This window comes from Sphingobium cloacae (genome assembly GCF_002355855.1).
Taxonomy (GTDB): Bacteria; Pseudomonadota; Alphaproteobacteria; order Sphingomonadales; family Sphingomonadaceae; genus Sphingobium; species Sphingobium cloacae.
The window spans coordinates 3,686,454-3,702,805 of sequence record NZ_AP017655.1 but is presented as its reverse complement, the minus strand read 5'-3'; the positions used below and the strand labels follow the sequence as shown (position 1 = coordinate 3,702,805).

The following is a 16,352-nucleotide window of genomic DNA, read 5'->3' as shown; positions in this document are numbered from 1 at the left end:
TACCGAACCAGTCCTCTCACCCATGATCGGCACCACCGATGCGGTCATATTGTTGAATTGGAGATATCATGCGTGTCGCACATGAACCCCGCTCTGACCGGGCCATTCCCGATCTGGCTGAAACCTATTCACCCGGCCTGATCAACGCCGCCAATGAATTTTCAGTCGCCGCCTATCGACATTCTCGTCTCCCCCCTCGCATCTTCGAGGCGGCACGGATTGCAACAGCCGTCATCAACGGCTGCACCGTCTGCCGCGACTTTCGGCTTTCCCGGCATCTATCCCTCTTCGACATGGATGAGGGAATGGCCGGCGAAGGAACGCCGCCGGACGAAGCCTTCTATCAATCCGTCCTCAAAGGGGATCTCTCCGGCCTGAGCGATCGGGAGCGTCTGGCCGTCCGCTTCGTTCAGCAAATGGGGACCAACCCCCAGGAACTGGCGGCAGACGAGACATTCTGGGCGGAGATGAAGGCCGCCTTCGACGATAGCGAGATAGTCGACCTGACCTATTGCGCCGCCAACTGGATCGGCCTTGGGCGGGCGACCCATATATTGGGCATCGATATTGTGTGCCGCCTTCCCGCCGCGCCAGCGGTCGCGGACTGAGCGCACGGGATATTGGCCTGTCAGCGCATCGCGCGCAAAGGCGGGGGCCGGTTTGGCCCACATAATGATGCGACAGCAAGGAATGAGCCTGCGCGTCCCCGTCATGTTTGACAAGGCGTGTTCCAGATGGCGGAGTGACGACATATGGTGTCTCTACGGTTCAAGGATCGGGTCGTGCTGATCAGCGGCGGGGCGGGAGGCATGGGTCAAGCCCATGCCCGCCGTTTCGCGGCAGAAGGCGCGCAGGTCGTTATCGCGGATCTCAACGAGGGGGCTGGCTGCGCGCTGGCGGACGATCTGGGGGCCAACGCCACATTCGTCCATCTCGATGTAACCAGCGAACAAAGCTGGAGCGATACCGTGGCCCATGCCGAGAACAGCTTCGGCCCCATTGCCGTTCTGGTGAACAATGCCGGCATCGTTGGTGGCGGGGCCATTGACGAGATGGAACCCAGCCTTTTCCGGGACATTATGGAGATTAATCACACCGGCGCGTTCCTTGGCATCAGGGCGGTTTGCCCGTCCATGAAAAAGGCCGGCGGCGGTTCCATCATCAATGTTTCCAGCGTGACGGGTCTGGCGCCCGTTCCGGCGCTGGCCGCCTATTCGGCATCGAAACATGCCCTTGTCGGCCTGACCAAGGTCGCCGCGCTGGACCTCGCCAAATATGGCATACGCGTGAACTGCGTGAACCCGGGCATTATCGACACCGCCATGCTTGGCGACGTGGATGCCATCGCGCCCCGGAGACAACCGATACCGCGCATCGGCAAACCCGATGAGGTGACGAACATCGTGATGTTCCTCGCCTCTGACGAAGCCTCTTTCTGCACAGGGGCCGCTTATGTCGTCGATGGCGGCTTTCTCGCCGTCGTCGGGGACGCGGCCTGACCGCCCGCGAAGGCCATTTTGGGGATTTCATCATGAATGATACAGCTTCGGACGCACTGCAAGCTATGAGCCTGCTCGACCCCGCGGTCCAGAACGACCCGTTCGATTTCTATGCCCTGCTGCACGAGCATCGCCCGATTTATCAAATTCCCGAAACCGGCGTGTTCGTCGTCTCGCGATTTGATGAAGTCAAAGCCGTACTGCTCGACCATGAAACATTTTCCAGCCGCTTCGGAGAGAGCTTTCTGGAGTTGCAGGGGGCCGAACAGCAAGAGCTATACGCCAGAATCCTGCGCGAAGAGGGCTGGCCGCATTCGCTCTCCTTGCAGAATGCCGACCCGCCGCTGCATACGAAGCACCGCAAGCTGATAGAGTTCGCGTTCAGCCGGAAGAACGTGCTGGCAATGGCGGACGAGATCGATGAGGTCTGTCACGATCTCATCGATGGGTTTGCAGCGGACGGGTGCTGTGAGTTCGTATCGCAGTTCGCCATGCCCCTGCCGGGCATATTGATCGCCAAGCTGATCGGCCTGAGCGCCGATCAACTGCCGCTGTTCAAGCGCTGGGCGGACGCGCTTCTTGCGCCGATCACCCATGTCATGTCCGTAGAGGAAACAGCGGAAACCGCGCGGGCGGAGGTCGAGCTACAGCATTTTCTGGCCGATATGCGAGAGGAACGGCGCAAAAATCCTACAGGGGACATCATCTCCGTTCTGGCCTCGCAACCGGCCAATGACGGCGCTGTCCTGCCGATGATCGAATATCAATATGTCCTGCGACAATTGATTGCAGGCGGGTTCGAAACGACGATGAACGCAATCAGCCATGCCATGTGGCTGCTCATGCGCCATACCGACCAGTTGGAGAAGCTGCGGTCGGACATGTCCCTGATGTCCAAATTCATCGATGAGGTGGTGCGGTTCGACGCCCCCGTGCAGGGCCTGCTGCGCCGGGCGACCCGCGCTACCGAAATCGCCGGGACGACGATCCCGGAAAATGCGATCGTCATGGTGCGCTATGGCGCGGCCAACCGCGATCCGCAACAATTTGCGTGCCCGCATCGCTTCGATATCGAGCGCAGGAATGTCGCGACCCATGTGGGCTTCGGGAACGGCATCCATTTTTGCATCGGGCGCACCCTGGCCCGGCAGGAAATGCATTCCGCCTTCACCGCCCTGCTGTTACGGCTCGACAATATCCGGATTGCCCGGCCCCTGCCCCAGCCGCCCCATTCGCCGAGCCTGTTGTTCCGGCCCTTCAGGGAAATGCATTTGCGGTTTGACGTCATTGCGCAGCGGCCACCGCGTCAATAACCCGGTCAGATGTTGATACAATCTTTTTCCGAAACCCCGTTGGCGGCATCGGTACGGCCCAGCCCGTAATCGCCCAATATGGTGGTGCGCTTCATCCACCGTTCCTGATCGTGGGGCGAACCGTTCGCCGCGTGCAGCATCCGCCAATTGTCCCACAGGACCATGTCGCCCTGCCGCCATTGATGGAAATAGGCGAAGCTCTCATCGACGAGATAGTCCATCACGCTGTGCAGGAGAGCATCGCCCTCGTCATTCTCTAGGCCTTCGATGCCCACGGCAAATCAAGGAGAGACGTTGAGGACTTTCCGACCGGTGAGTTCCTGTTCGTAGACCATGGGATGATAGGAAAAGGGAAATTCATCGACCCTGCGCTGGATCGCCTCGATGATCGGACTGTATCTCACCACCGCAGCGTTGTGGTTTCGCCCGAAGCGCTGCCGGGCGGGGTCCAGATCATATTTATACTTCACGAATTGCCCCTCGATCCGGGTCTTCAGAGCATCAGGCAGCCGGTCATAAGCGGCGATCTGATCGATGAAGCCGGTTTCCCCCAGCCGGTCCGGCATCCTGACCGGGCGCAGAATTCCGCCACGATTGATCTTGTCGAGATAGACGAGGTCGGAATGCCAGGGCAGCCACTGACCACGCAGTTCGCCATCGACATCGATCAGCCATCCGTCTTCCGGCCGGTAGTGAACCGCCAATAATTCATCCCTGCCATTTTGGGCCTCACGTACCGGGTGAGGGATCGGCAGACCAAAAATCCTGCTCAGCCGAATCTGGGTTTCGTCATCGTCCTCAATACCCCGGAAAACGAGAAGCCCTTCCCGTATGAAGAGCGTCCGCAGGTCTTTCTGGACATCCTCGTTCGACAATGCGCCGAGATCGACATTCTCGATCTGGACACCGAATGACAGATCCGAGCGGATCGGCTTCAGGGTAAAGGGCGATCCATGTATCATCAAGGCACCTGTCCAGTTTCGTATATCAGGAATATCGGGCTGGGTATCCGGGTGTATCGCCCCTAAGCTCAGGATTCATTGATTGATCCAGAAGATGATGGTTGCGGCGATACAGATGGCGGACATGAAGGTGTGGGCGCATCGGTCGTAGCGGGTGTGGATGCGCCGCCAATCTTTGAGCCTGCCGAACATATTTTCGATCTTGTGGCGCTGGCGATATAGCACAGCATCGTGCGGGATCGGGGCCTTCCTATTTCTCTTTGACGGGATGCAGGCCGCGATGTTGCGTTCGGCGAGCGCCTTGCGGAACCAGTCGGCGTCATAGCCTCGATCGCCGAGCAGGGCTTTGGTATGGGGCAAAGCGTCGAGCATCAAGGCTGCTCCTTTGTAGTCGTTCATCTGGCCCTCACTCAGCAGCATGACCAGTGGCCTACCCTGGCCGTCGCACACGGCGTGGAGCTTCGATTGTCAAACGGCGTTCAAAAGGGACCCCCGATCGGCGTCGAAGAGGGACCCCCTTTTTCGGATATGATGTTGGTTTGTTGAAGATGGCCTTGCGCTGCGTGCGGCGGAGGGCGGGCGTAGCCCGACCGGAGGCGCGCGCAGCGCAAGATAGATTTTTGAAGGCGCCGAAGGTAGCGGTCAGCTGCGGTTTTTGAAGCGCCAGCTGTCGTTGCCCGTCTCGATGATATCGCAGTGGTGGGTGACGCGGTCGAGCAGCGCCGTAGTCATCTTGGGATCCCCGAAGACGGTAGGCCACTCGCCGAAGGCAAGGTTGGTGGTGATGATGACGCTGGTGCGCTCATAAAGCTTGCTGATGAGGTGGAACAGCAACTGCCCTCCCGAGCGTGCGAACGGCAGATATCCAAGCTCGTCGAGCACGATCAGATCGAGCCGCGACAGCTGCGCCGCCAGGGTCCCGCCTTTGCCGATCCGGGTCTCCTCTTCGAGGCGTGTCACCAGATCGACGGTGTTGAAGTAGCGGGCGCGAGCGCCCCTTCGCACGACATTGGCGGTGATCGCGATGGCGAGGTGGGTCTTGCCTGTCCCCGTGCCGCCGACCAGCACGATATTGCGGCGAGGCGGGAGGAAGGAGCCATCGTGAAGGGAGCGGATCATCTCCTCATTGATCGGTGTGCCCTCGAAGCTGAACCGCTCCAGGTCCTTCACCACGGGCAGCCTCGCAGCCGTCATCCGATAGCGGATGGAGGCTGCATCCCGGTGGGTCGCCTCAGCACGGAGCAGGTCGGTCAGTATCTCCATGGTGGTGCGCTTGCGCTGGAGGCCGGTGGTGACCGCCTCGTCGAACGCCGCCGCCATGCCCTTGAGTCCGAGGCCGCGCATCGTGTCGATCATATCATGCCGCTGCATCATAGCCTCGCAGCAGATCATAGCGGGCACAGTCGGCGAGCGGAGGATGCTGCAGCATCCGGTCTTCCGAAGTGACGATGCTGTGGGGTGTCGCCGGCTCGCGGCGCCGGGAGAGGATGTTGAGGATCAGCTCGTCGCTGGCCGTTCCGTTCGCCAACGCTTCGCGCACGGCAGCCTCTACCGGCTCCAGGCCATCGGTGAGCACCGCCGAGAGGACCCGCACGAACCTGCGATCGGCCTCGTCCCCGGTGCCGAGCCTTCGCCGTAATCGGTGCAGGGCGGGCGGCAGATCCCAGTCCTGGAACGGTGCGCCGTTACGCAGCGCGCCGGGCTTGTGCGCGAGGACCGGCAGATAATGCCAGGGATCGTATATCGTGCGGTTCCGACCGAAGTGGCGCTCATGCTCCCCGACGATCGCATCGCCGCAGCGTATGACGATGCGATCGGCATAGGAGCGCACCTGAACGGTCCGGCGTGCGGCCGTCGACATGACCGAGTAGCGGTTGCGATCGAAGCTGATGAGGCAGGTGCCGGTGACGGCATGCTCGCTCTCATGGAAGCCGTCGAACGGTGCCAGGATCGGCTGCAGGGCCGGTCGCTCCATATCCAGCGCCTCGGCGACGGTAATATCCCCGCGTTCGGGATGGGCATGATGCTCGGCCCAGCGCCGGCACTCGGCCTCCAGCCACCCGTTGAGCTCGGCCAGGCTGGCGAACCGGAGTCGCGGCTGGAAGAAGCGGCCTCGGATCGTCTGGACCTGCTGCTCGACCTGGCCCTTCTCCCATCCCGCCGCCGGCGAGCAGGCGGTCGGCTCGACCATGTAATGATCGGTCATGATCAGGAAGCGGCGGTTGAACACACGCTCCTTGCCGGTGAACACGGCCGTCACCGCCGTCTTCATATTATCGTAGATACCGCGTCGCGGCACACCGCCGAAGAACGCGAACGCCCGGGCATGGGCATCGAACAGCATCTCCTGGCCCTCGCGCGGATAGGCCCGGACATAGGGTGCGCGCGAGTCGCAGAGACGCATATGCGCCACCTTCACCCGCATCGGCTTGCCGGCGATCTCCACATCCTCGTGGCTCCAGTCGAACTGGTAGGCCTCACCCGGCTGGAAGGTCATCGGGATGAACGCCGGTGCGCCTTCGCCAGCATCCTTCCGCCGCGCAGCACGCCAGCGCGCCGCATAGCGGCGCACCGCATCATAGGATCCATCGAACCCCTCGCGCACCAGCAGGTCATGGATACGCGTCATCCGTAGCCGATCGCGGCGGCCGCGCCCCTCGTTCTCCTCAAGCAGCGCATCGAGACGATCCTGATAAGGACCGATCCGCGGCAGCGGCTGGACTTTGCGCTGATAGTTGAACGCCGCCTCCGGCGACCGGATCGCCTTGCGGACTACCTTCCGCGACAAACGAAGGTCGCGCGCGATCGCCTTGATCGCCTTCCCCCCTGCATGCTCACGCCGAATCCGAACCACTGTCTCCACGATCAACATCCCGTTCTCGCCAACTGATCAAAACCAGTCGGCCGACTAAATCCCCGGGATGAAGGGGTCCTTTTTGCACGCCGATCACCCCACGAAGGGGGTGCCTATTGCACGCTGATCCTCACTGATGGACCAGCTTATCGCCCGGCGTGAGGAATGGGTGACGGAGCGCCGCCTGCACGTCGCCGAGATGGAACGGCGGGCGACGGAGGCGGATACCAAGCTCTCCCGGCTCTATGAAGCAATCGAAAATGGACTGGTCGATATGGGCGATCCGTCGCTCAAGGCCCGGATCGCGGAGCTGACCACCATCCGCGACCAGGCCAGAGGCGATGCCGAGCGCGCGGTCGCGCATATCGAGCGGATCAGCCCGGAGATCACGGTCGAGAGCCTTCATGCGTTCGCGCTGGCCGCGAAACATAAGCTGCGCCATGACGACGGCTCCTATGCGCGGAACCATGTGCGCGCCGTTGCGCAGCGGGTCGAGGTCCATAGCAAGACGGATGTGCGAATCTGCGGCACGCGCACCGAGTTGCTGCGCACCCTCACCGCCGTCTCTGGCGTAGAGGCGGCGGTGCTAGGGACTCGGGCTTTTGGACCGAAATGGTGCCGCTTACGTGACTCGAACACGTGACCCCATCATTACGAATGATGTGCTCTACCAACTGAGCTAAAGCGGCGTCGGGCGGGCAGATAACAGCGGTTGCGGCGAAGAACAAGCGGGCATTTGCGTCCCCGCCCCTCCATCCCGCGCTTTTTACGCCCTTCCCCGCGTTCTTTACCGGGCATTTACCATCTGATGCCACTGTAGGCCCCAAAGATTTGCTTTTTGGTTCAAGGGATCGATCGGATGGACACTCTGCGGGGGCATGAAATCGAGGGCGGTCGGGATGACTTCGACGACGCCGACGATGCCGCGATCGAATGTCCGCCGGCCATTACCGCCCATGATCGGCGGATGCAGATCCGGGCCTATAATTATTGGGCATCGCTGCTGGGCGACCGCGCCTTGCCGTCGATCGAGGATCTTCAGCCCGACCGGCTGGAGGATTTCGGCCCTTACAGCGTCCTGCTGGACTTCAGCGCGGGCGTCGATAACCCGGCGGTTATCTATATGGGCACGGCCCTGCGCCGGGAGTGCGAGATTTCCGGGCCGATCAGCCATATAGGCGACGTGCCGTCGCGCTCGCTGCTGTCGCGCCTGACCGACCATTATCTCCAGATCATCGCCAACGCGGCCCCCATCGGCTTCGAAGCCGAATTCGTGAACCAGCGCGGCGCGGACCTGCTTTATCGCGGCATCCTCATGCCTTTTTCCTCCGATGACGAGACGATCGACTTCGTGTTCGGCGTCATCAACTGGAAGGAAGCCGCCAGCCGCGCCGAAACCGACGCGCTGGAACGGGAAGTCAGCGAAGCGCTCGGCCTTCCCCGGGATGCGGAGCAGGAGGGCCTTGCCGATCCTTCCGTGCTCGACCTTACCGCTTCGGACATGATCGCCACGCCGGGCCCGGATGCCGACGCATCGCTGGCCGACTGGCTGGCCGCCGCCCGCGACGGCGCCGAACAGGCCCGTGCCGGCGAAGCGCGCAGCCACGGCGCCCTGTACCATGCCATCGGCCTCGCCTATGATTTCGCCCTCGCCGCGCAGGCTGCGCCGGAGGATTATGCTGAACTGCTAGCCGACGCGGGCATCAAGGCGCAGGCGCGCAGCCCCATGACCGCGGTCGTCAAGCTCATCTTCGGCGCCGCCTATGACAAGACGCGCCTCACCGAATATGCGGCCGCGCTCGACCATGCCCGCGCGCGGGACATGGAAAGAGGCGCGCTGGCCGCGTATCTGTCGGCCTATGAAGGCGGCCTCAAGGCGCTGGTGCGCGATGTCCGCGCATCCCGCCGGGCCGACCGTCCCGCGCGGCCCGACCGCGGCCGCGCCGCCCGCGACGCGATCCGGGCCGCCCCGCCCCTCACGCCGCAATCCATCCTCACCGACGCGGACGGCCTTGCCATCCTGGTCGCGCGCCGGGAAGGCGACGGCTCTCTCGCGATCGTCGCCGCCCTGCCGGAAGGATCGCCTCTGGGCGCGAAGGTGATGCTCGCCGCCATGCACTGATCCCGACCGGCTGGGCGCGATCATGAAAAGGGGCGGAACCGGGCAACGGCCCCGCCCTCTTTCCGGTATCGCGGATCAGCTTTCCGCGATGATCCGTTCGATCTCCGGCACCGGATGGTTGGCCAGATCCTTGGCGATCTCCCCGACAAGGCGGCTTTGCACTTCCTTGTGATAATGTTTGCGCATCTCGCCCAAGGCCGTGGGCGGCGCGACGATAATCAGCTTCTCATAATCGTTCGCCAGCGCGCGGCGTTTCAGCAGGTCCGCCGCTTCCGCCGCGAAACGCGCTTCCTCCAGGTCGTGGAAATCCGTCTGCTCCATGGCGCTGCGATGGCTCCCGACCGAATTGAAGGAGCGCCCCGGCGCATCCGAAGCCTGATCCCGGTCCGGCGGATTGTCCTGCTCCCGCACCGTCTCCGTCTCCAGATTGAGGAACGCCTCATCGCCTTTGTTACGGAACAGTAACAATTTACGCCCATCCACCACCATCACCACCCCGTCATGATCGATTCGCATCGCCATCTCCTTCATGGATTCCCCTCATCAACGGACGACAGCGCGCAGGGTTGCGCCGCTCATCGTGGAACGGCATAGGGCTGATCCATGCACGACATCCGCTTCATCCGCGAAAACCCCGCCGCCTTCGACGCCGCTCTGGCCCGGCGCGGCCTCGAACCGCTTTCGGTGGGCATCCTCGCGCTCGACGAACGCAACCGCGCCCTCAAGACGGAGTTGCAGCACGGCCAGGCCCGCCGCAACGAAGCGAGCAAGGCCATCGGTCAGGCCATGGCCGCCAGGGACATGGAAAAGGCCGAGAGCCTGAAAGCCGAAGTCGCCGCGCTCAAGGACAGGATGCCCGCGCTGGAGGCGGAGGACCGCGAGACCGGCGAACAGCTTCTGGCAATGCTGGCCGCCATCCCCAACCTCCCCGCCGACGACGTGCCGCAGGGCGCGGACGAAGCCGCCAATGTGGAAATCGGCCGCTGGGGCGAGCCGCGCAGCTTCCCCTTCGCGCCGCAGGACCATGCCGATTTCGGTCCCGCGCTCGGTCTGGATTTCGAGGGCGCGGCGGCGCTGTCGGGCGCGCGCTTCGCCGCCCTGCGCGGCCAGATGGCGCGGCTCCACCGCGCGCTCGCCCAGTTCATGCTCGACCGGCAATCGGGCGAGAATGGCTATGAGGAAGTCAACCCGCCCCTCCTCGTCCGCGACGATGCGCTGTTCGGCACCGGCCAGCTTCCCAAATTCGCCGAGGACCTGTTCCGCACCACCGACGGCCGCTGGCTGATCCCCACAGCGGAAGTCAGCCTCACCAATCTGGTGCGCGAACAGATCGTCGCGGCGGAAAGCCTGCCGATCCGCCTCACCGCGCTCACCCCCTGCTTCCGGTCCGAAGCCGGATCGGCGGGCCGCGACACGCGCGGCTTCATCCGCCAGCACCAGTTCGAGAAGGTGGAACTGGTCGCCATCTGCAAACCCGAAGACTCCGAAGCCGAACATGAACGCATGTGCGCCGCGGCGGAGGGCGTGCTTCAGGCGCTGAACCTCCCTTATCGCAAGATGCTGCTCTGCACCGGCGACATGGGCTTTTCCGCGCGCAAGACCTGGGACCTTGAAGTCTGGCTGCCCAGCCAGCAAACCTATCGCGAGATCAGCTCCGTCTCCAACTGCGGCGATTTCCAGGCGCGGCGCATGAACGCCCGCTACAAGCCGGAAGGCGAGAAGCAGACCCGCTTCCTCCACACCCTGAACGGCTCCGGGCTGGCGGTCGGCCGCGCGCTGGTCGCGGTGCTGGAAAATTATCAGCAGGAGGACGGCAGCGTCGTCGTGCCGGAAGCATTGGCGCCTTATATGGGCGGGATCACGCGGCTGCGGACCAACTGAAGGCGGAAATGATGCGCATCCTGCTCACCAATGATGACGGCGTCTACGCCCCCGGCCTCAAGGTGCTGGAGGAGATCGCCCGTACCCTGTCCGACGACATCTGGATCGTCGCCCCGCAGGAGGAGCAGTCCGGCGCGGGCCACAGCCTGACGCTGACCCGCCCCCTGCGCATCCGCAAGCATGGCGAGCGGCACTATAGCGTCACCGGCACGCCGACAGACGCGGTGATGATGGCGGTCGGCCATCTGATGAAGGACTGCAAGCCCGATCTGGTGCTGTCTGGCGTCAATCGCGGTGCCAATCTGGCGGAGGACGTGACCTATTCCGGCACCGTCTCCGCCGCGATGGAGGGCGCGATTTCGGGCATCCGTTCCATCGCGCTCAGCCAGGTCTATTCGCGCGAAGGCATGGGCGATGCCGTCCCCTTCGCCGCAGCGCGGGCATGGGGAGAGAAAGTCCTGCGCCCGCTGATCGCCATGCCGGCAACGCCCCGGATGCTGTTCAACGTCAACTTCCCCGCCATCGATCCCGAACAGGTGAAGGGCGTCCGCGTCGTGCGGCAGGGCTTCCACGACATCGACCGCACCTCCATCGTGGAAGGCGTCGATCCGCGCGGCTACCGCTATTACTGGTTCGGCCTGGGCACCAGCCATGCCGTGCCGGAAGGCACCGACCTCGCCGCCATAGCGGAGGGGTATGTGACGGTGACGCCGCTGCATTTCGACCTGACGCAGGACAGCGCGATGGCCGCGACCGCCCAGGCCTTCGCGGATTGATCGCAGGGTATCGGCGCGGCTAGAGAAGAAGCGATGCCGCGCCCGCTGACAATCTTCCTCTCCCTTGGCATGGGCCTTCCCCTCGCGGCGGCGGCAGGCGCGCGCGACGGCGCGGACACGCCCGTCAGCGTCATCGAAACCCAGCCGGTCTGGAAGATGCAGCAGGTCGTGCCCGACGCGGTGACGGTCGCCCCGTCCACCTATGTCGTGAAGGCGGGCGAAACCCTGCGCGGGATCGGCCATCGCAGCGGCGCGGGATCGGAAGCCATCGCGCGGGTCAACGGCCTGCGCTATCCCTACACCATCCGCGAAGGGCAGAAGCTCGCCATTCCGGGCGGGCGCTATCATCGCGTGTCGGCGGGGGAAACGGGCATCGCCATCGCGGCGGCCTATGGCACGGCGTGGAACCGAATCGTCGAGATCAACGCCCTTGCCGAACCCTCTATGCTGAGGAACGGCCAGCGCCTGCTGCTGCCCGACGATACGCCGCGCAAGCCGCTCTCCATGGAACAGCGCGCCGCCGCCTTCCGCATCGACATCGACGATGTGCTGACCGGCGGCCAGCCCGCGAGCGGCGGAGGCAAACCGCCCGCCGCCTCCAGCCAGCCCCGCCCCCTGCCCTCCCATGTGCCCATCGCCGAGCCGGCGCATTTCGCGGGCGGCTTCGCGTGGCCGGCGCGGGGAACGCTGCTCTCCCGCTTCGGGCCGGGCGCGGGCGGAGCGCGCAACAACGGCATCGACATCGCCATTCCCGCCGGAACGCCCATCCGCGCCGCCGCCGACGGCGTGGTCGCCTATGCGGGAGACACGGTGGCGGTGTTCGGCGGCCTGATGCTCGTCAACCATGGCGACGGCTGGGTCAGCGCTTATGGCCATGCCAGCCGCGTCGACGTGGTGCGCGGGCAGAAGGTCCGTCAGGGCCAGATCATCGGCCTCAGCGGCGACAGCGGCTATGCCAGCCGTCCCAAGCTCCATTTCGAGCTTCGCAAGGACCGCGCGCCCGTCAATCCCGTCGATCACCTGCCCAGGGACGCGCGATGAGGATCAATCCCCTGCCCCGGCGGTCGCCCACGGCGGGTTTCCTGCGGCGCCGGTCCGCCTTGCCCATATGGATGGACCTCGTCTGGCGCGTGGCGCTGGTGCTGGGCCTGATCTTACTCATCCTGCTGATCCACTGGCTGGGACGCGACGGGCTGAAGGACACGCTCGATAATAATATCAGCTTCGTCGACGTGCTCTATTTCACCACCGTCACGATCATGACGGTCGGCTATGGCGACATCGTCCCGGTCAGCCCGGCGGCGCGTCTGTTCGAAGCGATATTGGTGACGCCGATCCGGCTGTTCATCTGGCTGATCTTTCTGGGCACGGCCTATAATCTCTTTTTCCGCAATATCTTCTACAGGTGGCGCATGGCACGCATACAGGCCGATCTGCACAATCACATCGTCGTCACCGGCTTCGGCACGTCGGGCAGCGAAGCGGTGCGCGAATTGCTGGCGCGCGGCGTGGACGCGCGGGAGATCGTGGTGATCGACCCGTCCGAGCGGGCGCTGACGGACGCGGAGGAAATGGGCTGCAACGTCATGACCGGCGACTCCACGCGGGACAAGACCTTGAAGGATGTCGCCATCCACCGGGCGCGCAGCCTGATCGTGTCGGCGGGACGGGACGACACCTCCATCCTCATCACGCTGACGGCGCGGCATCTGGCCCCGCGCCTGCCGATCAGCATCGTCGTGCGGAACGAGGACAATGAACTGCCCGCGCGGCAGGCGGGCGCGACCACCGTCATCAATCCGGTGAGCTTCGCGGGCCTGCTGCTGGCAGGGAGCACCAGCGGACGGCATATCGCCGACTATATGGCGGATCTCGCCGCCTCGGGTGGCCGGGTGAAGCTGAACGAGCGATTCGTGCTGCCCGAAGAGATCGGCAAGCCCATGTCCGCCATCGCCACCGGCCTTGGCGTGCGCATCTATCGGGAGGATCGTCCCATCGGCTTCTGGGAGGAAGGCGCGCAGAAGCTCCAGACCGGCGACATGATCATAGAGATCGTCGGCGAAACAGGCGAAGAAGGCCCCGATTCAGCCTCTTGACAAGCAGGCCGTGACATTCGGCGCGAAAATCCCTATGTGCGCGCCGATCATGGCAACCAAAATCCCTTCGCCGCCCAAGGTCGGCATGGTATCGCTCGGCTGTCCCAAGGCTCTTGTGGACAGCGAACGCATCCTGACGAAGCTGCGTTCCGACGGCTATCAGATGTCCGCCGACTATTCCGGCGCGGACGTCGTGCTGGTCAACACTTGCGGCTTCCTCGACTCGGCCAAGGAGGAGTCGCTGGAAGCCATTGGCGAGGCGATGGCGGAAAACGGCCGGGTGATCGTCACCGGCTGCATGGGCAATGAAGCGGACCTCATCCGCCAGAAATTCCCGCAGGTACTGGCCGTCACCGGCGCGCATCAATATGAGGCGGTCGTGAACGCGGTGCATGAAGCGTCGCCGCCCGTCCCCAACGCCTTCGTCGACCTGGTGCCCGAAGGCGGCCTCAAGCTGACGCCGCGCCACTACAGCTATGTCAAGATTTCCGAAGGCTGCAATCACCGCTGCTCCTTCTGCATCATCCCTTCGCTTCGCGGCGATCTGGTCAGCCGCCGGGTGGATGCCGTGCTGCGCGAGGCGGAAAAGCTGGTTCATGCGGGCACGAAGGAACTGCTCATCATCAGCCAGGACACATCGGCCTATGGCGTCGATACCCGGCATGAGCCGCGCCAGTGGAAAGGCCGGGAAGTCCGCGCGCACATGACCGATCTGGCGCGCGAACTGGGCCAGCTCCGCACGAGCGAGGGCGCGCCGCCCTGGGTGCGGCTGCACTATGTCTATCCCTATCCCCATGTGGATCAGGTGATCCCGCTGATGGCCGAAGGGCTGCTGACGCCCTATCTCGACATTCCCTTCCAGCATGCCGCGCCTAATGTGCTCAAAGCCATGAAGCGCCCCGCCAATGAGGCCAAGGTGCTGGACCGCATCCGCAAATGGCGGGACATCTGCCCGGACATCGCGATCCGCTCCTCCTTCGTCGTCGGCTTCCCCGGCGAGACCGAGGCGGATTTCCAATATCTGCTGGACTGGCTGGACGAAGCGCAACTCGACCGGGTGGGCGCATTCCGCTTCGAACCGGTCGAGGGCGCGGCGGCCAATGCCCTGCCCGATGCCGTGCCCGAAGAGGTGAAGGAAGAACGCTATCAGCGGATCATGGAAAAGACCGCTGCCATCTCCGCCGCGAAACTGGCGGCCAAGGTCGGGCGCGTCCTTCCCGTCATCATCGACGAGGTGGGCGAACCGGACGAGGACGGCTCCATCGGCGCGACCGCGCGCAGCCAGGCCGATGCCCCGGAGATTGACGGCAACGTCTTCCTGCGCGACGTGGGCGAAGGACGCCAGCCGGGCGACATCATGAGGGCGCTGATCGAGGATGCCGACGAACACGATCTCTTCGGGGTGCCCCAGACGGAGGCATGAACCTGCGGATGAGCGGCGATTATGGGTGATTGGCAGCCGTCAGCTTAAGCTCAGCCGTGCCCTTGCACTTCTTCCTCCCGTTCGCCCTGAGCGAAGTCGAAGCCTGTCCTGAGCGCTGGCCTTGGCAGGCAGTGGAAGGGAGCCCGCCTGAGCTTGGCGAAGGCTGAACGGAAATCAAATGTCCGCCTTTGACCGAAAACAGCCGTCACATATCCATAAGTTTGTTGACCGCTCCCAACACCGGATCATCACCGCGCCGCGATGAAGGCGTCCTGATATTCCGTCCTGACCGCGTTCCGGATCGCCCCATCGACCGGCAGCGCCACCTCATAGCTGCCCTCCGCATAGGGACCGGCGCTATAAGGCCCGACGATCACGGTCACGCCGTCGATCAGCTTGCCGTCCTTCGACGTCAGCACCAGCACTTCCTTCATCGGATCGACGCATTTGGTGAAGTCGTCATCGCCCGGCACGACCGGAGCGCCGCGCTTTTCCGCGCGCTGGCGGTCGAGTTCCTTGCAGAAGCCGTCATGGATCGCCGCCGCGAAGGCCTTGGGCGACGTCATCATCGCGGCAAGGCTCGCCTCCCTCTTCGCATGGCGGTCCCATATCAGGCTGTCATAGCCGGTCATGCCGTGCGCGCCGCCGGTGAAGATATAGGTCTCCGACTTCAACGCCAGCAGCCGCGGCGTGTCGGCCGTCACCGCCCAGCGCGTCTCCAGGCTGTGCTTACGGTAGGGATAGCCAGATTCCTTCGCCGATTTCTGGTCCTCCCGCGCCATCTTGAGCGCGTTCTCCTTCGCTTCCCCCATCGCCTTGCCCAGTTTCGCCACCAGCGCGGGGACGGCCGCGGCCTCGCCCGGATATTCATAGACGAAGTCCAGCAGATCGGTCTTTTCCGAAACCGCAAAGGGCTTGCCGGCCAGAGCCGGCTGCTCCTGCTGCGCGCCCGCCATCCGGTTGGCGAAGTCCGTCACTTCCGCATTGGCGGCCTGATTGGCCGGGGCGGCGTCATCGTGCCGGGAAGGGGAACAGGCGGACAGGGCAAGGGCCGCCATCGCCAGCGGCCCCATGCTCCAAAAGGAAACATCGCGCATCAATGGGCCTTTGCCGCCGCCAGACAGCGTTCGCTGATCGCCTTTCGCATATAATCGCTCTGGAAGGCGCGGCCCGCATTGGACCATCCTTCGGCTATCAACGCCGTCCGGATCGCATGCGCGCCATCGAACTGGCCGCTTTCCGCCAGCTTGTAGGCGCGGGCGCGAAGAGCCTGGAGACTGCTGTCGTCAGCGTGGAACATCCTGAATTCTCCTTCACGATCATGGCACAATGGAATCTGGGCGCGGCGGGGGCATATGGCAAGGGACCGGGCGCCGGACCGAAGCGATCGGACAACGAAAAATGCGCTTTCCAACAGCCTCGCCTT

At 63.9% G+C, this 16,352-nt stretch carries 16 protein-coding genes, 1 tRNA gene and 1 pseudogene; 10 read left to right on the top strand and 8 right to left on the bottom strand.

The genetic code is table 11. From position 1 onward, the window contains the following. Nucleotides 1-68 precede the first annotated feature (68 nt). The 3 genes from SCLO_RS18240 (at nt 69) to SCLO_RS18230 (ending at nt 2,812) form a co-directional block, all read left to right on the top strand. On the top strand, nt 69-608 hold the full coding sequence (locus SCLO_RS18240) for a carboxymuconolactone decarboxylase family protein (RefSeq protein ID WP_066522096.1): 540 nt from the start codon (nt 69-71) through the stop codon (nt 606-608). Nucleotides 609-782: 174 nt separating this feature from the next. Continuing rightward, on the top strand, nt 783-1,499 hold the full coding sequence (locus tag SCLO_RS18235) for an SDR family NAD(P)-dependent oxidoreductase (protein ID WP_197705114.1): 717 nt from the start codon (nt 783-785) through the stop codon (nt 1,497-1,499). A gap of 32 nt (nt 1,500-1,531) precedes the next feature. After that, on the top strand, nt 1,532-2,812 hold the full coding sequence (locus tag SCLO_RS18230; RefSeq protein WP_083949251.1) for a cytochrome P450: 1,281 nt from the start codon (nt 1,532-1,534) through the stop codon (nt 2,810-2,812). A 5-nt stretch (nt 2,813-2,817) separates the two neighbouring features. Here the strand turns inward: SCLO_RS18230 and SCLO_RS18220 are convergent. The 4 genes and pseudogenes from SCLO_RS18220 to istA all read right to left on the bottom strand — a co-directional run bounded on the left by SCLO_RS18220 (nt 2,818) and on the right by istA (nt 6,646). Further along, a pseudogene (locus SCLO_RS18220) lies at nt 2,818-3,774 on the bottom strand (TauD/TfdA dioxygenase family protein). A gap of 75 nt (nt 3,775-3,849) precedes the next feature. Continuing rightward, nucleotides 3,850-4,194 (bottom strand): IS5 family transposase, encoded by a 345-nt coding sequence (locus SCLO_RS18215; protein ID WP_096362182.1) that lies wholly within the window; start codon nt 4,192-4,194, stop codon nt 3,850-3,852. Nucleotides 4,195-4,416: 222 nt separating this feature from the next. Continuing rightward, on the bottom strand, nt 4,417-5,145 hold the full coding sequence (gene istB, locus SCLO_RS18210; RefSeq protein WP_096362194.1) for an IS21-like element helper ATPase IstB: 729 nt from the start codon (nt 5,143-5,145) through the stop codon (nt 4,417-4,419). Further along, nucleotides 5,132-6,646, bottom strand: coding sequence for an IS21 family transposase (gene istA / locus SCLO_RS18205; protein ID WP_096362065.1), 1,515 nt, complete (start codon nt 6,644-6,646; stop codon nt 5,132-5,134). The genes istB and istA overlap by 14 nt, the downstream gene beginning before the upstream one ends. Nucleotides 6,647-6,764: 118 nt before the next feature. Between istA and SCLO_RS18200 the strand changes: the two genes are divergently transcribed. Beyond that, complete coding sequence (locus SCLO_RS18200) at nt 6,765-7,271, top strand: hypothetical protein (protein ID WP_083949163.1); 507 nt, start codon at nt 6,765-6,767, stop codon at nt 7,269-7,271. Here SCLO_RS18200 and SCLO_RS18195 read toward each other — a convergent pair. Beyond that, nucleotides 7,242-7,317 (bottom strand) — tRNA-Thr (locus SCLO_RS18195). The genes SCLO_RS18200 and SCLO_RS18195 overlap by 30 nt on opposite strands. Nucleotides 7,318-7,487: 170 nt before the next feature. Here SCLO_RS18195 and SCLO_RS18190 point away from each other — a divergent pair. Continuing rightward, a complete protein-coding gene (locus SCLO_RS18190; protein ID WP_066520215.1) occupies nt 7,488-8,750 on the top strand; it encodes a PAS domain-containing protein in 1,263 nt (420 codons plus the stop codon). A 75-nt stretch (nt 8,751-8,825) separates the two neighbouring features. Here SCLO_RS18190 and SCLO_RS18185 read toward each other — a convergent pair whose 3' ends face one another. Then, a complete protein-coding gene (locus SCLO_RS18185) occupies nt 8,826-9,266 on the bottom strand; it encodes a host attachment family protein (protein ID WP_066520248.1) in 441 nt (146 codons plus the stop codon). An 87-nt stretch (nt 9,267-9,353) separates the two neighbouring features. On the opposite strand from SCLO_RS18185, the gene serS reads away from it, so the two are divergent. From serS to rimO, 5 genes are all read left to right on the top strand, one after another. Then, entirely contained in the window at nt 9,354-10,631 is a 1,278-nt protein-coding gene (gene serS, locus SCLO_RS18180; protein ID WP_066520208.1) for a serine--tRNA ligase, read from the top strand. Nucleotides 10,632-10,642: 11 nt separating this feature from the next. After that, complete coding sequence (gene surE / locus SCLO_RS18175) at nt 10,643-11,407, top strand: 5'/3'-nucleotidase SurE (protein ID WP_066520245.1); 765 nt, start codon at nt 10,643-10,645, stop codon at nt 11,405-11,407. A 69-nt stretch (nt 11,408-11,476) separates the two neighbouring features. Then, nucleotides 11,477-12,448: a M23 family metallopeptidase gene (locus SCLO_RS18170; RefSeq protein WP_066520243.1), complete on the top strand. Its 972-nt coding sequence runs from the start codon at nt 11,477-11,479 to the stop codon at nt 12,446-12,448. Further along, the gene (locus SCLO_RS18165; RefSeq protein WP_066520202.1) at nt 12,445-13,503 is read left to right on the top strand and encodes a potassium channel family protein; all 1,059 of its coding nucleotides are present in this window, start codon (nt 12,445-12,447) and stop codon (nt 13,501-13,503) included. The genes SCLO_RS18170 and SCLO_RS18165 overlap by 4 nt, the downstream gene beginning before the upstream one ends. Nucleotides 13,504-13,537: 34 nt before the next feature. Further along, a complete protein-coding gene (gene rimO, locus SCLO_RS18160; RefSeq protein ID WP_174521983.1) occupies nt 13,538-14,926 on the top strand; it encodes a 30S ribosomal protein S12 methylthiotransferase RimO in 1,389 nt (462 codons plus the stop codon). Nucleotides 14,927-15,174: 248 nt separating this feature from the next. Here the strand turns inward: rimO and SCLO_RS18155 are convergent, their stop codons facing one another. Together SCLO_RS18155 and SCLO_RS18150 are read right to left on the bottom strand one after the other, a co-directional pair. Further along, entirely contained in the window at nt 15,175-16,023 is an 849-nt protein-coding gene (locus tag SCLO_RS18155) for a DUF4163 domain-containing protein (RefSeq protein WP_066520199.1), read from the bottom strand. Continuing rightward, nucleotides 16,023-16,226 (bottom strand): hypothetical protein, encoded by a 204-nt coding sequence (locus tag SCLO_RS18150; protein WP_083949161.1) that lies wholly within the window; start codon nt 16,224-16,226, stop codon nt 16,023-16,025. The genes SCLO_RS18155 and SCLO_RS18150 overlap by 1 nt, the downstream gene beginning before the upstream one ends. Nucleotides 16,227-16,352 lie beyond the last annotated feature (126 nt).